We start from the raw sequence: 17,861 nt of genomic DNA, 5'->3' as shown, positions 1-17,861 counted from the left end.
CTATACGCACCGCCAATGGACGTTCTGGAGCGGTACGAACCGCTGATCGATGATTTTTCGGCGTTCCGCGACGCCTGCGCGCGCCCGCTCCCGCCGGTCGTTCGAGTCAACACGCTCAAGACGACCGTCGACCGGGCCATCCGGGCGCTGCGAGACGAGGGCATCACCGTCGAACGGACCGACTGGCACGAGGGGCTCCTGGAACTCCCCGACGACCAGCCGGGGGCGAACTGGCCGTACTTCCACGGCTGGATCTACGGCCAGGAAGAAGTCTCGGCCGTACCCGTCCGCGTCCTCGATCCAGAGCCCGGCGAGCGGATCTGGGACGCCTGTGCCGCGCCGGGGAGCAAGACCTCACAGATCGCGGCCCGACAGGGCGACGACGGCGTCGTCGTGGCGACCGACTCCAACCTCGGCCGCCTCTCGGCGCTGCGGACCAACACCGAACAGCTGGGCATCACCAGCGTCGCCGTCACCCACGAGGACGCCCGCAACCACTCGCTGAAGCCGTTCGGTGACGACGACAGTGCCGAGTACGACCGCGCACTCGTGGACGTGCCCTGTTCGTGCGAGGGAACGGTCCGCAAGAACCCGGACACGCTCGACGAGTGGACCCTCGAACACGTCGAGGGCATCGCCGGTGTCCAGAAGGGCGTGCTCCGGCGCGCGATCCAGACCACGAAGCCCGGCGGGACGGTCGTCTACTCGACGTGTACGTTCGCGCCCGAGGAGAACGAGGCGGTGCTCGACTACGCGCTCGAAACGGAGGCGTGCCGACTCGTCCCCTTCGAGATCCCGCTGGCCTCGACGGGCGGCGTCACGGAGTGGCAGGGCGAATCCTACGACGACAGCGTCCGGCAGGCCCACCGGATCTACCCCCACCACAACGACACCGGCGGGTTCTTCTGCGCGAAACTGGAGGTCACGGCATGACCCACGGCGACGTGACCTTCGACCGGGTGCCGGCCGACGACGCGGCCCGCGAGGACCCCGACGCGCCGACGCGCGAGGAGATTCTGGACTACTGGCCCGACCGGTTCGCCATTCCCCGCGAGGTGTTCGAACCCTACACCTTCTGGGAGCGTGGCAACGGCAAGATCTGGCTGTTCCGCGGCGACGCACCCGACACGGTCCCCATCCAGGGGCTCGGCATGACGTTCCTGCGCACTCGTCAGGAGTTCTGGAAGCCGACGACCGACGCCGTCCAGCGCTTTGGCGGCCGCGCGAGCGAGAACGTCCTCCACCTCGACCGGGACGCCGCCCGCGCCTTCGTCGCGGGCGAGGACCAGGAGATCGAGTGGGACGGCGACTGGGGCTATCTCATCGTCACCCACGACATCGCCGGGGCGACCGAACCCCTCGGCGTCGGCCTGTACACTTACGGCGAACTCAAGACGCAGGTCGCCAAGGGTCGACAGCGAGAGCTGTAACGGACGATCGGCTCACTACTTTCGGGATCGTCCCGCCGTTCAGTCCGTTCCGAACACAACGACGACAGAGTGTTTTCTCCGTATAGTCTTTATTACAATTACATTTATATACAATCGTTCGGTTGTGAGTATCACAATGACACAAAATGACACGAAATAGGGAGTACAACGGATGCGAGTGATCGCACATCTGCAAGCACGTGCCGATACGGCGTACGACGCGACGTATCACCACAAGCTTCGAGGGCGTCTCTGGGACGCTCTCGACGGGACGGCGTACGAGTCGCTGCACGACGAGAACCGTCCGAAGGGGTTCACGTACTCGAACCCGTTTCCGCCGGGAGACATGCGCGAAGGTGACGAGAAGACGTTGCTCGTCGCCTCGCCACACGAAGAGTTACTCGCCCACGTCGCGGCCGACCTCAAACTCGACCGCGAGCTGAACATCGGGGAGATGCCCTTCCGCGTCGACGCGGTCAACGGGCTGGCGACCGACGTGGGCGAACCGGGCACGTCGGGGACGATCGAGACCGGAACGGGGGTCCTGGTCCGGATTCCGCCGTGGCGGTTCGAGGAGTACGGCATCGACACCGACCACGACGAGGCCGAGTTTTGGCGGCCGGAGCACACGATGGAGCCGTTCCGGAACCAGATCGAGAACAACCTCGACAAGAAACACGGACTGTTCTGTCAGGAGTACCAGCCCGGGCCGTCGGAGACCGACGGCGATCTGTTCGAGGGCGCGGATCTGATCAAGACGTTCTCGATTCCGGTGACGGTCACGCAGGGCCAGCGCGAGACGTGGGTGTTGAGCAAGTGGCGATTCGACTACACCGTCCGCGACGACCACCACCGCCGCCACCTGAATCTGGCGCTGGACACCGGGCTCGGCGAGCGCAACTCGCTGGGCTTCGGGTTCCTCAACATCACCGAGAAGGACGGTCGCCAGCCCGGAACGGAGGACATCGATGCTTGATCCCGACGAGTTCTACGATGAGTATCCCCCCGAGAAGCTCGAAGACGAGCTCCCCGAGCGACCGATCTCGTCGCTGCGAGACATCCAGCACCTCTACGGGCGACTCTACACGCTGGCGACGGCCGGCGGCGGCGACTACGCGGCCTATCTGACGCCCGATCAGGCCAACGATCTGATCGGGACAGAGGAGAGCCTGATCGCCGTCCGCGTCGATCTGTCCGGAGAGCGGCCGACGCTCGACGCGGAGAAGCCGGTCGACGTGACCCAGTACACCGACGACCTGGTACAGCGGGTCGCTCACTGCAAGTACAACGCGGCGCGGGGGATCGACCACAGCGTCACGCACCGCTCCGGACGCAACAGCGATCCCGAGAAACTGGCCCGGTACGCCTGCGAGCGGCTGACCAAGTGGGCGACCGACGACGTGGTCCAGGGCGTCGCAGACGACCACCCCGACGGTGCCGTGATCCGCGGACTGGCGACCGTCGGCGAGAACGAGAACGCCCTCGACAGGATTCGAGAGGCCGTCCAGACCGAGCTCGGCGGTTCGACGACGGCGCTTCTGACGGTACAGGTGCGCCGGGAGGAGGGCGGCGAGTACGAGTGGCCGGGACAGATTTCCGTGTTCGACGAAGCGATGCGGGCGCGGAAGCTCTCGAAGCTCGTCTCGAAGGGGCAGGCGACGAACTCTGCCGGCGAGGCGACGGATCTCGTCAGCGGCGAACGGACGCGAACCGTCGGCACCGCCGAGGATCCGCTCAACTACTTCCTGGGCAAGCAAATGGAGAAATTCCCGGGGCTGGATCCCGACGAGGCCTGGCGGAGCCACCCCATCTCCGAGGACGGCGCGGTCACGCTGATGAACGCCGAGGAGTTCCTCGACGCCTGTTCCTACCGGACGTTCAACGCCGACGTGTACTACTTCCCCTACTTCCTCGGGCGACCGACGCCCGAAGAGACTGCCAATCTGTACGCGGCACTCCACAGAGTCACACGGGACGACGACATGAATCCGGTTCAGGCGCTCTACGACGAGTTCGGCGACCACGAGGCGGCGTCCGAGGGGCGACTACGCTTCTACGTCGCGGCGGTGATGAAACACCAGATGTCCCGATTCGACGTGTACGGCGAGACGCTGAACGGTCGGATCCACTACCCGACCGAGGTCGGGCAGCGACACGAGCGCGTGACCGGCAGCTGGGTCTTCGACGAAGACGACGCCAGGAACGGAGATCGAACGCCGCCGATGCCCTCCCACGAGGAGTGGGCGCTCACTAATTACCAGCGGTTTCGAGAGATGGTCGCGTCGGGGGCCTATCTCTACGGCACCTTCCCGTTCACCGACGAGGACACCGACGCGACGGTCGACGACGAGCGAATCGACGTTCACGTCTCGATCCTCGCCGGCGATCCAGTGCCGCGGAACCAACTGGTCAGCGCCTACGTCGAGCGACTGCTCGACCGTGACGGTGACGAAGTCCCAGAACTCCTGATCGCCTCCCAGTTCGCACAGCTGTGCGCGCTGGAAAACGCCGGCCTCGTGACGACGGACGCCAGCGAGACCGAACCGACGCTGATCGACGGCCCCGATTACGACACTATGGAACCAGAACACGCGCGAACCGACGGCGGCACTGCTGCCCTCGATCGCACCGAGAAGCTCGAATCGTTCATCGAACAGACGGACGGACTGGACGACCCCGAACGGAAGGGCGCGTTCCTGCTCGGCACGCTCGTCGGCCAGGTCGGCACCTACCAGCAGGGGTATCACGATCGATCGACGACCGTCATCGACCAGTACCCGATCAAGTCGATGACCAAGACGAAGATCAAGCGCATCACCCAGGAGGTGATCGACAAAGACGTGGTCTACTCCCGGGAGATGGCCAAGAAAGGCTCGAACATTAACTCGACGATGTACAAGGAGGTCACGAACGCCATCGTCGAGACCATGGCCGAACGCGATCCGTCGGACTGGGAGATCAGCACCGACGATCTGCGCTTCTACTACGCCCTGGGACTGACCTACGGCATGAACGACCGATCGACTAACGAGTACGACGCTGCCGACGACGAAACCCCAGAAACCAATGAGTGAACACTATCCCACCGTTTCGAACAGGTCCGAAATCGTCTTCGCGTACGACGCGGTCGACGCGAACCCCAACGGCAATCCGCTGAGCGGCGCGAACCGGCCGCGGATCGACCCCCACACCGATCAGGCGATCGTCACCGACGTTCGCCTCAAGCGCTACCTCCGCGATCAGCTACAGGACGACGGTCACGGCGTCTACATTCGCAACGTCACGGAAGACGACGGCGATCAGGCGACCCGCGAGGACCTCCTCGAAGACCGTCTCAAGGACATCGACCTCGACGACGTGGACGAAGCCGACATCGAAAACGCCGTCTTCGGTCAGTTCCTCGAAAACAGCGCCGACGTTCGCTACTTCGGCGCGACGATGAGCATCGATATGGACGATGAGAAGGTCGACCACCTCCCGGATCACTTCACCGGTCCCGTCCAGTTCTCGCCGGGCAAGTCGCTCCACCGAGTCATGGAAAACGAGGAGTACAACAGCCTCACAAGCGTCATCGCGACCGATGACGACAAGGCACAGGGCGGGTTCGATCTCGACGACCACCGGATCCAGTACGCCTTTATCGGGTTCCACGGACTCGTCGACGAACACGGAGCCGAAGGCACGCTCCTGACGGATCGGGACGTGCGGCGACTGGACACGCTGTGCTGGCGCGCGCTGAAGAACCAGACGATCAGCCGGAGCAAGGTCGGACAGGAGCCCCGGCTCTACCTCAGAGTCGAGTACGCCGACGAGAGCTTCCACCTCGGCGGGCTCGATCAGGACATCGATCTCGACAGTTCGGAATCCGCTCCCGTCGAGGAAATTCGCAACGTCCGAGACGTATGCATCGACGTGACGAGTCTCGTCAACCGACTCGACGGGGCGTCCGACCGGATCGACACCGTCCACGTCGTCGCCAGCGACGTCCTCGAACTCTCCGTCGACGGTGAGACGGGCGGTCCGGAGTTCCTCTACGACGCCCTCGAATCGAGGGTCGGTAGCGAATCCGTCCGCGAGATCGACGTGTACGAGGACGCGAAGGCGACGATGCCGGAGGAGTGATCCGTGTCCGAGCACGCACCGACTGCGTCGGGGCTTCCCGACGGCGCTGAGACGTGCCTGTCGTTTACGGTTAGCGGCCCCTGGGGGCACTTCCGGCGCATCGAGGGCAACATCGTGAAACAGACCTATCGGGTCATTCCCCGGACCACCGTCGCCGGCCTGATCGCCGCGATGCTGGGGATCGAACGCGACGGCTACTACGACCTGTTCGCGCCGGGCGAGTCGCTCGTCGCCATCGAACCGACGAGCGAACTGCGGACGATGAAGCTCCCGATGAACACCCTCTCGACGGCCGACGAGCATATGGCGTCGCTGAACCCGCGCGGGAAGCTCTCGATCAAGCTCCCGGATCCCTCCAAGCCCCGCCAGCAGCACAACTACGAGGTCCTGGTGGAGCCGGCCTATCGAATCGACGTGTGGCTCGCCGACGACGAGCGGTACGACCGGCTCCGCTCGCTACTCGAATCGGGAGAGTCGTACTACGTCCCGAGCCTCGGTCTCTCGGAGCACCTCGCGACGATCGACTACCACGGCGAGTTTCCGATCGAGCACGGACCGGACGGTGAGACGGTCGCGATCGACTCGACCGTCCCCGAGGCCGTCGACTCGATCGTCCCCGATCCGGAGACGCGGTACCAGATCGAGCAGACACCGGCGTTCATGGAACGTGACGACGGCGGGCGCACGACCAGTGCGTTCGTCTCCTACGCCTACAATCCGGACGGTGGCTCGCTGAGAGTCGCTGACGTGTCGACGTACTCGGTCGACGACCGAGCCGTGGTGTTCACCTGATGGGTCCCGAGCCGATCTCTCATCCGGCCACAGACGGCGACGAGGCGACGCGACTCCTCGATCACCTCGACGACGTGGCCGGGCGGGCCGAATCCGTCGTCTCGGCGGACGCAACGACGATCGGCGGCGACCCGCTTCCCGAGATGACGGGAGTCGTCGCCCGGTGTCACGACGTCGGGAAGGCGACGACGTGGTTCCAGGCGTACGTGGTCGGCGAGCGCGACGCCAGTGACCGGACGAACCACTCCCTGCTGGGTGCCTACCTCGGGTACTACGTCCTCGACCGGCTGGGATACGACAGCGAGGACTGTCTCGCGGCCCTCGTCGCCCTCGCGAAACACCACGGCCGGCTCCCCGATGTCGAGGAGTACGTCGACGGCGTTTCGCGTTTCGAGAACACGAGCGAGGCGAGCAACGAGCGCCAGCGGATACTGATCGAACAGGTCGGGAACGTCGACGACCACCGCCGGCAGTTCGCGCAGTCGTTCGTCGCGGACGCGACCGACGGTAACGGGTCGTGGGGGGAGTTCGCTCAGAGCATCGAAGACGAGTCCCTGTTCGACACCGTCCACGAACACGTCTCTCTGTTCGGCTTCGGCAGCGACCGCTCGGCACCGTCCGAGGAGTTCTACGGGTTGCTCCTCCAGCTCTGGAGCGGACTGGTGTTTGCCGACAAAACGGTGGCCGCCGGTATCGAGAACGACGATCTCGACGGCTCCGAACCGGACGCTCGTCTCCTCTCGGAGTACATCGCCGATCTGGGTAGTGACACAGACGAAGACGGTCAGGCCGCCGCGCTCGATACGCTCCGTGGCGAGGCGAGAGACGACGTACTCGGCGGTGTCGAACGGTTCCGCGACTCGGAGGCGTCGATCGCGACGCTGACACTACCGACCGGCATGGGGAAGACGCTGACCGGCCTCAGTGCCGCTCTGGCGCTCCGCGACGAGGGCGAACGTGTCGTCTACGCACTGCCCTTTACCTCCGTCATCGACCAGGTGGCCGACGAGCTCGCGGACGTGTTCGACACCGACGCTCGCGACGACCTGTTGACGATCCACCACCACCTGGCAGAGACGGTGACGAAGCTCGGTGATCCAGACGAGGACCCCGACGAGTACGCCCGGCTCGCGGAGATGGTCGCCGAGAGCTGGCGCTCCGGGATGACGCTCACGACGTTCGTCCAGCTCTTCGAGAGCCTCGTCGGCCCGAGCAACAGCCAGTCGATGAAACTACCCGCGCTGTACGATTCCGTGATCGTGCTGGACGAACCCCAAGCACTGCCGATGCAGTGGTGGAAGCTGGTCCGGCGGATCGCGACGATCCTCACCGAGGAGTACGACGCGACGGTCGTCGCCATGACGGCGACCCAGCCGAGAGCGACCGACGAGGAGACGGCGTCGCAAGCCCTGTTCGACGATGCGTTCGAACTGGTCGACGACGTCGATCGATACTTCGGCCACTTCGAACGGGTCGAGTACGACGTTCACGACTCCCTGCTCGCGTTCGACGACACCGACGCGACAGTGGACTACGAGGCCGCTGGCCGGACGATCCTCGACGAGACCGGCAGATCCGAGTCGACACTCGCGATCTGTAACACCATCGACAGCGCCACTGCGCTCACGGACGCGATCGAGGACCGCGAAGCGGTCGTCGACGTTGGCCGATGTCTCGAACTGGAGCTCGAAGACGGGGCTGACGTGGACGCTCTCGTCGAACGAGTCGAATCGGCCCTCGGTTCGAACGAACGGGCGCTCGTCCACCTCTCGACTCGCCTGCGCCCGCGCGATCGACTCGCGCTGATCGAGGCGACAAAGCGCCTCACCGAGCGCGACGTTCCGCTCGTGGCGGTGTCGACACAGCTCATCGAGGCCGGCGTCGACATCAGCTTCGATCGGGTGTACCGCGACATCGCACCGATCGACAGCGTCGTCCAGGCGGCGGGTCGGTGTAATCGGTCCTTCGAGAGCGACCTCGGAACGGTGACTGTCTGGTGGCTCGCACCACCGGCGGGCACGACAACGACGCCGGCACAGGCGGTCTACGACTCCGAGGGCGTCAGTACGATCTCACTGACCGCCAGGACGCTCGACGCGATCGGTGCGGACGACGGAACCGTCGCCGAACAGACGATGACTCGCGATGCCGTCGAGCACTACTACGGGCTCGTCGCCGACCGTAACCCCGGCGACCCCGAGTACGTCGAGTGGGTCGACGAGGCCAACGCCGACGCGCTCGGGGACCTCTCGCTGATCGGCCAGCGCGAGAGCGTGGACGTGGTCGTCTGCCGAACGGATGGCGATCGAGAACTGGCCGATGCGATGGTGGCCGCCCTCGACGAATTTGACTACGACGCGTTCGGCGACTACCGCGAAGCGGCCAAAGATATCACCGTCTCGCTCCCGATCTACAGTCAAGACTCGACCGAGGCCGAAACAGTTCGAAACCTCGAACCGCTCGGCGATGCCGATCTCCGTGTGCTCAGGCGAGCGCGAGGCACTTCCTACTTCGACGCGACGAAGGGCCTCGCCGTGGACGAACCCTGCGTCGACGACCGATTCCTATGACTGACTCCTCTGGCGACCCCGTCGACCGGTTTCTCGCCGCCGCCAGAGACGAGAGTGCGGAACTACCCTTTCGGCTCACTGGCGTCATGTTCCAGTACTACGTCGTCTGTGAGCGCGAGCTGTGGTTTCTCAGCCGCGACGTGGAGATCGATCGCGACACACCGGCGATCGTCCGCGGGAGCGACGTGGACGACTCGGCGTACGCCGACAAGCGCCGCGACGTTCGCGTCGACGGTATCATCGCTATCGACGTGCTCGACAGCGGCGAGATTCTGGAGGTCAAACCCTCCTCGTCGATGACCGAACCGGCCCGGCTGCAGCTGTTGTTTTACCTCTGGTACCTCGATCGGGTCACCGGCGTCGAAAAGACCGGCGTGCTCGCACATCCCACGGAAAAGCGCCGCGAGACCGTCGAGTTGACGCCGGAAACGAGCGCCGAAGTCGAATCGGCGATCGAGGGGATTCGCGCGGTCGTCACTGCCGAATCGCCGCCGCCGGCAGAGGAGAAGCCGGTCTGTGACTCGTGTGCCTATCACGACTTCTGCTGGAGCTGTTGATCATGAACGACAACTACCACGTCTTTTCCGACGGACGCATCGAACGCCACGACGACACGGTACGGGTCATCACCGACGACGGCGAGAAAAAATACCTCCCGGTCGAGAACGCCGAGGCGATCTTCCTCCACGGTCAGATCGAGTACAACACCCGCTTCGTCTCCTTTCTCAATCAGGAAGGCGTCGCGGTCCACGTCTTCGGCTGGCACGATCACTACGCCGGGTCGATCATGCCCAAGCGGGGCCAAACGTCCGGACAGACACTCGTCGATCAGGTCCGGGCCTACGACGATCCGGCCCACCGGCTCGAACTGGCTCAGGCGTTCGTCGACGGCAGCATCCACAACATGCGTGCGAACGTCACGTACTACGACGGCCGAGGACACGACTTCGAGGACGTGCTGGCAGAACTGACCGAAGCCCGGTCGTCACTCGACAGGATGGAGACGATCGACGAGACGATGGGCGTCGAAGCACGCGCCCGAAAGGCGTACTACTCGACCTTCGACGAGATCCTGCCCGACGAGTTCGTCTTCGGCGGCCGCCAGTACGATCCGCCGAACAACGAAGTCAACAGCCTCATCTCTTTCGGCAATTCGCTCGTCTACGCCAACGTCGTCTCGGCCATCCGAGCGACGGCACTCGATCCCACGGTCAGCTTCCTCCACGAGCCCGGCGAGCGTCGGTACTCGCTGGCCCTGGACATCGCCGACCTGTTCAAACCGTTGCTCGCGGATCGAGTCATCTTCAGACTCGTCAACCGCGGCCAGCTGACCAGCGACGATTTCGAGGCCGAGATGAACGCCTGCCTGCTGAACGAGCACGGCCGGAAGACCTACTCGAAGGCCTACGAAGAGACGCTCGACGAGACGATCGAGCACCCGGATCTGGGAAAGAAGGTGAGCTATCAGTATCTCCTCCGGGTTGAGGCGTACAAGCTCAAAAAACATCTCCTGACCGGCGAGGAGTACGTCCCGTTCCAACGGTGGTGGTGACGCGTGGTCTACGTGGTCGTCGTCTACGACATGGAAGCCGACCGGACACACAAGATGCTGAAGTTCCTCCGCCGGTATCTCACCCACGTCCAGAACTCCGTCCTTGAAGGAGACGTGACCGAGGGCGATCTCGAAAAGATCCGCTCCGGCGTCGACGACCTGCTCAAACCCGGAGAGTCGACGATCATCTACCAGATCTCCTCGGAGAAGCTGGTCGACCGAAGCGTGTTCGGTGACGATCCCGCCGCAGACGACCAGTTCCTGTGAACTACCCTACTCGCACACGGCTGACGCCGTTCGCTCCTTGAGGGTAGGGCTTCCTGATTCGACGACGCGCTTTGCAGATATATGTGTATCCACAGGGAGCGCAGTCTCCACAGGCGTTGATTCGAAGTATCCCACTCCTACGTTTTCGAGGCCGCGAGAAAGAATGTTCCACGCTGCGTTCGCGTCCCTGTCCGCCTCGAACCCGCAGGCGGGACAGGAGTGTTCACGGACCCACAACGGCTTCTCCGTCGAGACGCCACATGACGCGCATTTCTTGGTCGTCCCTCTCGGGTTGACCGCCACGAAGTGCGTCCCTTCGCGCTCACACTTGTATTCGAGCAACGAGAGGAACGTCCGCCACGCGGCGGAGGCGGTGTTGCGGCTGTTCGACGGCGACTCCATCATCCCCTTCACATTCAGGTCCTCGACCGCCACAAGGTCGTACTCCCGAGCGTAGTAGTTCGACAACTTATGCAGGAAGTCGCGGCGCTTCCGTCGGAGGTCGGCGTAATACTTCGCGACTCGCCGCCGTTGCTTCTCGTAGCTGTTCGACCCGTGTTGTTTTTGTGAGAGCTTCCGTTGCTCACGTTCCAAGCGTTCGCGTTCGTCGGTGAGGTCGAGCGACCCGACTGCTGTACCGTCGGTGTCGTGAGCGTACTTGCAAATCCCCACGTCGATACCGACGCACTTCTCGGGATTCTCAGGTGGCTCGGGAGGTTCACGATCCATTTCGACACCGAACGTGGCGAACCACTCGCCCGTCGGTTCCTTCTTGACTGTGACCTGCTTGAGCGTGGCGTCGTTGGGGATGGCGCGGTGAAGCCGAATCGGTATGTCCGCGAGTTTCGAGAGTGACAGGACAGTCTGACCGCCCTTCTTGTCGAGCTTGAAACCAGACTGACTGTACGTGAAACTGCGGAACTCCCGTGGCGGCTTCCACTTGAGTTGGCCAACGCCGTAGCCGTTCTTCTTGAGCTTGGAGAGGCCTTTGAGGTTGTCAAACAGGCGTTCCACGACGGTTTGGAGAACCTTCGAATACACGTCGTTGAGGTCGTCCCACCACTTTTTGAGGTCGGGGAGCTCCGACCGAAGCGTGGTCATGGACGGCAGTTCACCGTGTTCATCTTGGTACTCGTTGAGGCGGTAGAGCGTGTGGTTGTACAGCTGCCTACAAATATTGCGGTGTCGGTCCAACTCCTCTCGGTGGGCGTCGGACGGCTTGAGACGGTACTTGTAGGCGTAGTACATTCTACTCGCGTTGGTCCTCGACGTACTGTTTCAACACATCCAGCGACACCTGCCCCGTCGAGATGAGGCAGTACGAGTCGTTCCAGAACGAGTCACCCCACAGTTCGGTTTTCAGTTCGTCCGCGTACTCGTTGCGGATACGGCGGGCGGTTGCGCCCTTGACCGTGTTGATGAACTTCACAAGGTCCGTGGTTGGTTTCGCTCGGAACAGGATGTGCACGTGGTCGTCCTCGCCGTCGAGGTTCGTCAGTTCGACACCGTAGTTGTCCGTGAACCCGCTGATGACCTCGTGAATGAATTGGGTTCGCTCCTCGGTTAGCACTCCGCGCCGGTATTTCGTGGTGAGTATCAGGTGGTAGTGCAGGGAAAACGTCGAGTGCGCTCCCGAGTCGAGGTCGTACTCCATTAGGTTCAGTCAATATGATACTATCCTACTGCAAAAACATTGTGATTACGTGGGCCTGTGGGCTTTCTATCGAATTGTGTATGAGAACTGTGCGGCGTTAACGAGACGCTCGCGTCTCGTTCGCACACCAGAATCTTTGATTCTGGGGACGCTGTATCCCCTCCCTGCTCGCGCCTCCTGTTCGGTCGGCGCTCGCTGAGGAAGGGGGCTTAGCGCCTCAATTCAGCTAATACTGCCGGCAGTACAACCCCACTTCCATCGACCCCCCGGGGGTTCGGGGGCTATCGAAGGTCGACGGAAACGATGAAGTGTGAACGGCGAATAGAGGTGCATACGTGGCCCAATCGGCCATGGTTTCAGACGGACCCTTGTGGGATTGAAGCGATTCGTTACTGGTCAGTGGGATATCGTAGACCAGTTTGTTTCAGACGGACCCTTGTGGGATTGAAGCAAACCGGACCACGACGACGCGAGTCACTGTCCGTACGTTTCAGACGGACCCTTGTGGGATTGAAGCAACTGGAGTAAGAACATGGATGCCTCGTCTCCGAGGGGTTTCAGACGGACCCTTGTGGGATTGAAGCGCCGTCGTTGCGGCCTCTGACGGCGGTCGAGCGTCGTGTTTCAGACGGACCCTTGTGGGATTGAAGCTACCGAAGCCCTGAGTCCATACACACGAGAGCCGGGTTTCAGACGGACCCTTGTGGGATTGAAGCGCACTGGATCGTCGGGCCGGTCGAAATGAAGGCGAGTTTCAGACGGACCCTTGTGGGATTGAAGCAGATGAGTGACCTAGCTGAGCGCGTCGACGCCCTGGGTTTCAGACGGACCCTTGTGGGATTGAAGCCGCTGATGAGTGACGGACGATAAGCACACAACGGGTTTCAGACGGACCCTTGTGGGATTGAAGCCTCTCCGGGCTGGATCGCCACCGAGGTTGCACGTGTTTCAGACGGACCCTTGTGGGATTGAAGCGAGCAACGTCTGCCCGAGCTGGCGGGCCTCGTCGGGCCCGTTTCAGACGGACCCTTGTGGGATTGAAGCTCCCACCGGCTCTCGCCGCCTTCGTCCATCAGACGCGTTTCAGACGGACCCTTGTGGGATTGAAGCGCTGAGCAGGAGGTTGAGGCATGAGCGAAGCAGACGGGTTTCAGACGGACCCTTGTGGGATTGAAGCCCGAGGTCCTGGAGGTGGTCCAGTCGTGCTGACCGTTTCAGACGGACCCTTGTGGGATTGAAGCAGACGGCACTATGACCACCCTCCAAGCGTCTGCTGTGTTTCAGACGGACCCTTGTGGGATTGAAGCCTTGCCCTGAATACCTCCGTTGAACGCGGTGGTAGTAGTTTCAGACGGACCCTTGTGGGATTGAAGCAAGTAACTCCGGCAAGAGCTCACCTAATGCCCGACCGAGTTTCAGACGGACCCTTGTGGGATTGAAGCATTATCTTCATCTTCCCAGCGGAAGTTATCAATGTCTTGTTTCAGACGGACCCTTGTGGGATTGAAGCGATCTTTGACTCTGGTATCTCTGTCTTCTCCGGTTTCAGACGGACCCTTGTGGGATTGAAGCAGGATGTGTCGCCTGTCGGCAATGGACTGAAGGTCAGTTTCAGACGGACCCTTGTGGGATTGAAGCAGCGGGACGCCGATCCGCGTGTCCAGATAGATGGCGAGTTTCAGACGGACCCTTGTGGGATTGAAGCGTCCGTGAGTCCACAATTCAGGCACGTTGATATAGACGGGTTTCAGACGGACCCTTGTGGGATTGAAGCCACCGAATCCAACCGGAATGATGGCATTGCGCCATGGTTTCAGACGGACCCTTGTGGGATTGAAGCACGAACAACCAGAGTATCCAGAGAACACCGATGACAAGTTTCAGACGGACCCTTGTGGGATTGAAGCCACGCTTCCATCATCCCCTCAAAGAGCGCACTGAGCGTTTCAGACGGACCCTTGTGGGATTGAAGCTCGCACAGTCAATCACGCCCCCTCATCAAACAGAGTTTCAGACGGACCCTTGTGGGATTGAAGCCCGCAAGACGGCGGGCAAATCCAGACGCGGCAGGTTGTTTCAGACGGACCCTTGTGGGATTGAAGCTCCCCGGATGGCCGCCCCAGCGGCGTCGTGCGCGCGTTTCAGACGGACCCTTGTGGGATTGAAGCCAGCTGCTCCTGAGCAGCGCCGGTCTGGGGCGGGTTTCAGACGGACCCTTGTGGGATTGAAGCATTCCAGCAACGTGATCGAGGAGGTTGAGGGGGACGTTTCAGACGGACCCTTGTGGGATTGAAGCTGGCGAAATTGCGCGAACGAGCAACTGGCGACGGTGTTTCAGACGGACCCTTGTGGGATTGAAGCTCGCCTTTGACCAGCTCCGTTGGATCTGTCTCGTAGTTTCAGACGGACCCTTGTGGGATTGAAGCGACTCTCGGCGATCCCAGCGCAACGAGAACGTGGAGTTTCAGACGGACCCTTGTGGGATTGAAGCATAGGGACCGGCCACGTCAACCTCGGCAGTGACCGTGTTTCAGACGGACCCTTGTGGGATTGAAGCCTGTTCTGGCCCGGTACTCTCGCCGGTCGTCCGCGTTTCAGACGGACCCTTGTGGGATTGAAGCCACTCCCCGGCCCCGATACGGACGTGCAAGTCACCGTGTTTCAGACGGACCCTTGTGGGATTGAAGCTCGTGCGGCCCCCAGTCCGTCCCGCCTATTTTTGCGTTTCAGACGGACCCTTGTGGGATTGAAGCGTTGAGGAGCGGCTTCACGGTCGCGTCCTCAACGCGTGTTTCAGACGGACCCTTGTGGGATTGAAGCTGCTCCAGCGCGGTCCCTGCCTTCGCGACGTGATCGTTTCAGACGGACCCTTGTGGGATTGAAGCGCCGCTTGGGAGTCTCGTATTGGTGCAAGGGGCGGAGTTTCAGACGGACCCTTGTGGGATTGAAGCTATCTGTGCTGGTAGTTCCAACGGCATTTCGTTGAGGTTTCAGACGGACCCTTGTGGGATTGAAGCTCGGTGCAATCGCTGAGGTACTATCATGACCAAGAAGAGTTTCAGACGGACCCTTGTGGGATTGAAGCTGATTGTGTTCCATAGCCATAGTTACCCTCGCACCGTTTCAGACGGACCCTTGTGGGATTGAAGCACGACCGGATCAACATGACGCCCGGCGAACTGGAGTCGTTTCAGACGGACCCTTGTGGGATTGAAGCGTCTAGCCCAGTCTGGTCGGGGTGGTCGGCAGGATCGGTTTCAGACGGACCCTTGTGGGATTGAAGCTGTGCTGACTGGTAAATATCGAGTCGCAATTGCTGAGTTTCAGACGGACCCTTGTGGGATTGAAGCGGTCGGGCGCTTGGTTCGCTCCTACCGGAGTTGCTTGGTTTCAGACGGACCCTTGTGGGATTGAAGCTTGGTAGCCCTGCTCGTGCAGTTGCACGTCGATCGTTTCAGACGGACCCTTGTGGGATTGAAGCCCCCATGGGCTGTCCGGCCGGCCAGCCAGGAAGTAGGTTTCAGACGGACCCTTGTGGGATTGAAGCCTTGTGTCGCCAAGGTCAAGCACTTCAGGCTTGAACTGTGGTTTCAGACGGACCCTTGTGGGATTGAAGCAGTGCCGAACTTGAAAGCGATGCACCGGCAGTGATCGTTTCAGACGGACCCTTGTGGGATTGAAGCCAAGTTACGCAAGACCTACACGACAGAGCCGAACTGTTTCAGACGGACCCTTGTGGGATTGAAGCGGTCATGGTTAGTGACCGGCGTAGTAACTAACGACAGTTTCAGACGGACCCTTGTGGGATTGAAGCATGCAATATTTGGTTGTCGATATTCCCGACGACTGGGGTTTCAGACGGACCATTGTGAGACCGAAGCACTGTCGCTGGGGACGGTCGGCTCACTTCTTTCGGATCGTCCCGCCGCCGAGCCCCTCCCACTTGACTCGGTATCCGAGCGCCGACAGGACGGCGCTGGCGTCGTCGAGCCCGTACTCGTCGAGGACCGCCTCGGCGGCCGACAGCGACATTCCGGTCTCGATCTCGTCGTCGACCGCCGACAGCACGGCCGGCCTGACCAGCGTTCGCCCGACGCGCTCGTGGTCGGGAACGGATCGGTCCTCGACAGCGGCCTCGCTGACGCCGTGTTCCGCGGCCAGTTCGGCGAGCGTGAGCACGTCGGCGTCGGGAGTGAGTGTCTGAGGGAGCGTCGCGGCGTTTGCCGCCGTCAGTTCCGACTCGTATCGCCCCAGCGCGTCGCGAACGTCTTTGATCCGGACGGTGCCCGAGTAGGGGATGGCTCGGTGGTCGCGGGCCTCGATCTCCGCGCCGATATCGCCGGACTCGGTCCGTGAGGCCGACTGCTGGTCGGCGACAGCGAGGCTCTCGTCGACGGCGACGAGCAGTTCCACGTCGTCGATCTCGGCCAGCTGTGACAGTTTCTTCTCGACGTACTCTGGCGTCCAGAACCCCATGATCTCGAAGAACACGCGGAAGTCGGCGTACTCGTAGTCGAAGGCGAAGTCGGGGATCGCGATGCGGGAGCCGGCGGCCAGCGGTTCCGGCTCTCGGGTGAGTTCCCAGTCGAGAGCCAGCGCTTCGAAGCGGGCGGCGAAGTCGGCTTCGACGCCGCTGTCGTAGCTGACATCAGTCACCGGCTCGACGTCGGGGACGGACACGTCTTCGTGGGTGAGCCGGAGCGTTCGCTCGGTGCCGCGGTCGTCGATCGTCGCCCGGAGCGTCCACTCGGCGGCCGAGGCGGCGACGGTTCGCAGGAGGCGGGCAAAGCGTGTGCCGTAGCGCCGCGTTCGCTGGAAGAGCCGGTCCGGGCCGGTGACGACGACGATCCGGCCCTCGTCGGTGGCTTCGATCTCGTACATGAGACGGAGGCGCTTGACCGCGGAGACGAGCGTCCGGGGATCGCTCGACCGGAGACGGACCTCAGTGGCGTCGAACAGGGCGGTCTGTGCCAGCGAGAGGTTGTACTGAGCGATCAGTTCGCCGGGCTCCCAGCGCGTGTCGACGCGGGTCAGGACCTGCCGGCACTCTCGGTCGGCGTAGAGGGACCGTTCGATGTCGGCGGCGTCGACGGCGAGTCCGTCGGCCGCCCGTTCGATCGCCGCGCGTCGCTCGTCCTCGGAGGCGACCCCGACCGCCTCGCCGGCCTCGAAGGCGGCGCGGCGGGCTCGCGCCGGTGGGACCGCGGTCCGGGTCTCGAAGGAGGCTTCGCGTTCGACCAGCTTCGCCAGCCCGCGGACGAGCTTGAAGTCGTCGGCCCCTCGTTCGAGGTCGGTCAGCGCCGTCTGGAGTGTCTCGCGGGCTTCGCCGACGTGGCCCTGGTAGGTGCCGATCACGCGGGCGGCCAGCGGTTCGTCGGCGTCGTCGGCGAACTGCGGGTAGTACCCCCCGCCCGCTCGCGAGACGCGCAGCAGGTCCTTCGTGAGCACGGTAGACTATCGGATATCGATCGGCA

13 protein-coding genes and 1 CRISPR repeat array are annotated in these 17,861 nt (G+C 62.6%); of the genes, 10 read left to right on the top strand and 3 right to left on the bottom strand.

Annotated features, from left to right (window positions below):
• Positions 1-15 precede the first annotated feature (15 nt).
• The 10 genes from HALKA_RS0111690 (at position 16) to cas2 (ending at position 10,733) form a co-directional block, all read left to right on the top strand.
• The gene (locus HALKA_RS0111690) at positions 16-933 is read left to right on the top strand and encodes an RsmB/NOP family class I SAM-dependent RNA methyltransferase (protein ID WP_018258164.1); all 918 of its coding nucleotides are present in this window, start codon (positions 16-18) and stop codon (positions 931-933) included.
• The gene (locus HALKA_RS0111685) at positions 930-1,430 is read left to right on the top strand and encodes a DUF7122 family protein (protein ID WP_018258163.1); all 501 of its coding nucleotides are present in this window, start codon (positions 930-932) and stop codon (positions 1,428-1,430) included. Before HALKA_RS0111690 ends, HALKA_RS0111685 begins: the two co-directional genes overlap by 4 nt.
• Before the next feature lie 172 nt (positions 1,431-1,602).
• A complete protein-coding gene (cas6, locus tag HALKA_RS0111680) occupies positions 1,603-2,406 on the top strand; it encodes a CRISPR-associated endoribonuclease Cas6 (RefSeq protein WP_018258162.1) in 804 nt (267 codons plus the stop codon).
• A complete protein-coding gene (gene cas8b, locus HALKA_RS0111675) occupies positions 2,399-4,504 on the top strand; it encodes a type I-B CRISPR-associated protein Cas8b/Csh1 (protein WP_018258161.1) in 2,106 nt (701 codons plus the stop codon). Before cas6 ends, cas8b begins: the two co-directional genes overlap by 8 nt.
• Positions 4,497-5,552, top strand: a complete 1,056-nt coding sequence (gene cas7b / locus HALKA_RS0111670) for a type I-B CRISPR-associated protein Cas7/Csh2 (RefSeq protein WP_018258160.1) — start codon at positions 4,497-4,499, stop codon at positions 5,550-5,552. Before cas8b ends, cas7b begins: the two co-directional genes overlap by 8 nt.
• Before the next feature lie 3 nt (positions 5,553-5,555).
• Positions 5,556-6,344, top strand: a complete 789-nt coding sequence (cas5b, locus tag HALKA_RS0111665; protein WP_018258159.1) for a type I-B CRISPR-associated protein Cas5b — start codon at positions 5,556-5,558, stop codon at positions 6,342-6,344.
• Positions 6,344-8,914: a CRISPR-associated endonuclease Cas3'' gene (locus tag HALKA_RS0111660; protein WP_018258158.1), complete on the top strand. Its 2,571-nt coding sequence runs from the start codon at positions 6,344-6,346 to the stop codon at positions 8,912-8,914. The genes cas5b and HALKA_RS0111660 overlap by 1 nt, the downstream gene beginning before the upstream one ends.
• Entirely contained in the window at positions 8,911-9,471 is a 561-nt protein-coding gene (gene cas4, locus HALKA_RS0111655) for a CRISPR-associated protein Cas4 (protein WP_018258157.1), read from the top strand. The genes HALKA_RS0111660 and cas4 overlap by 4 nt, the downstream gene beginning before the upstream one ends.
• 2 nt (positions 9,472-9,473) lie before the next feature.
• Complete coding sequence (gene cas1b, locus HALKA_RS0111650) at positions 9,474-10,466, top strand: type I-B CRISPR-associated endonuclease Cas1b (RefSeq protein ID WP_018258156.1); 993 nt, start codon at positions 9,474-9,476, stop codon at positions 10,464-10,466.
• Between the two features lie 3 nt (positions 10,467-10,469).
• Positions 10,470-10,733 (top strand): CRISPR-associated endonuclease Cas2, encoded by a 264-nt coding sequence (gene cas2 / locus HALKA_RS0111645; protein WP_015763786.1) that lies wholly within the window; start codon positions 10,470-10,472, stop codon positions 10,731-10,733.
• A 6-nt stretch (positions 10,734-10,739) separates the two neighbouring features.
• On the opposite strand, the gene HALKA_RS0111640 is transcribed toward cas2, so the two are convergent.
• The 3 genes from HALKA_RS0111640 to HALKA_RS0111630 all read right to left on the bottom strand — a co-directional run bounded on the left by HALKA_RS0111640 (position 10,740) and on the right by HALKA_RS0111630 (position 17,835).
• Complete coding sequence (locus HALKA_RS0111640; protein ID WP_018258155.1) at positions 10,740-11,981, bottom strand: RNA-guided endonuclease InsQ/TnpB family protein; 1,242 nt, start codon at positions 11,979-11,981, stop codon at positions 10,740-10,742.
• 1 nt (position 11,982) lies between these two features.
• Positions 11,983-12,387 carry an IS200/IS605-like element ISHmu6 family transposase gene (gene tnpA, locus HALKA_RS0111635; protein ID WP_015763788.1) on the bottom strand — a complete coding sequence of 135 codons (405 nt, stop codon included), beginning with the start codon at positions 12,385-12,387 and terminating at the stop codon, positions 11,983-11,985.
• A gap of 353 nt (positions 12,388-12,740) precedes the next feature.
• Positions 12,741-16,268: direct repeats of the CRISPR family, unit length 30 nt; unit sequence GTTTCAGACGGACCCTTGTGGGATTGAAGC.
• A 22-nt stretch (positions 16,269-16,290) separates the two neighbouring features.
• On the bottom strand, positions 16,291-17,835 hold the full coding sequence (locus tag HALKA_RS0111630) for a DUF790 family protein (protein WP_018258154.1): 1,545 nt from the start codon (positions 17,833-17,835) through the stop codon (positions 16,291-16,293).
• Positions 17,836-17,861: the final 26 nt, after the last annotated feature.

This window comes from Halomicrobium katesii DSM 19301 (assembly GCF_000379085.1).
GTDB lineage: Archaea > Halobacteriota > Halobacteria > Halobacteriales > Haloarculaceae > Halomicrobium > Halomicrobium katesii.
The sequence above is the reverse complement of the archived record's forward strand: the minus strand, read 5'-3'. Positions and strand labels throughout refer to the sequence as shown.

Coding starts and splice junctions, on each gene's coding strand:
- cas7b (WP_018258160.1), top strand. CDS start 4,497: ATGAGTGAACACTATCCCACCGTTTCGAACAGGTCCGAAATCGTCTTC.
- cas1b (WP_018258156.1), top strand. CDS start 9,474: ATGAACGACAACTACCACGTCTTTTCCGACGGACGCATCGAACGCCAC.
- HALKA_RS0111685 (WP_018258163.1), top strand. CDS start 930: ATGACCCACGGCGACGTGACCTTCGACCGGGTGCCGGCCGACGACGCG.
- tnpA (WP_015763788.1), bottom strand. CDS start 12,387: ATGGAGTACGACCTCGACTCGGGAGCGCACTCGACGTTTTCCCTGCAC.
- cas6 (WP_018258162.1), top strand. CDS start 1,603: ATGCGAGTGATCGCACATCTGCAAGCACGTGCCGATACGGCGTACGAC.
- HALKA_RS0111660 (WP_018258158.1), top strand. CDS start 6,344: ATGGGTCCCGAGCCGATCTCTCATCCGGCCACAGACGGCGACGAGGCG.
- HALKA_RS0111640 (WP_018258155.1), bottom strand. CDS start 11,981: ATGTACTACGCCTACAAGTACCGTCTCAAGCCGTCCGACGCCCACCGA.
- HALKA_RS0111690 (WP_018258164.1), top strand. CDS start 16: ATGGACGTTCTGGAGCGGTACGAACCGCTGATCGATGATTTTTCGGCG.
- cas8b (WP_018258161.1), top strand. CDS start 2,399: ATGCTTGATCCCGACGAGTTCTACGATGAGTATCCCCCCGAGAAGCTC.
- cas4 (WP_018258157.1), top strand. CDS start 8,911: ATGACTGACTCCTCTGGCGACCCCGTCGACCGGTTTCTCGCCGCCGCC.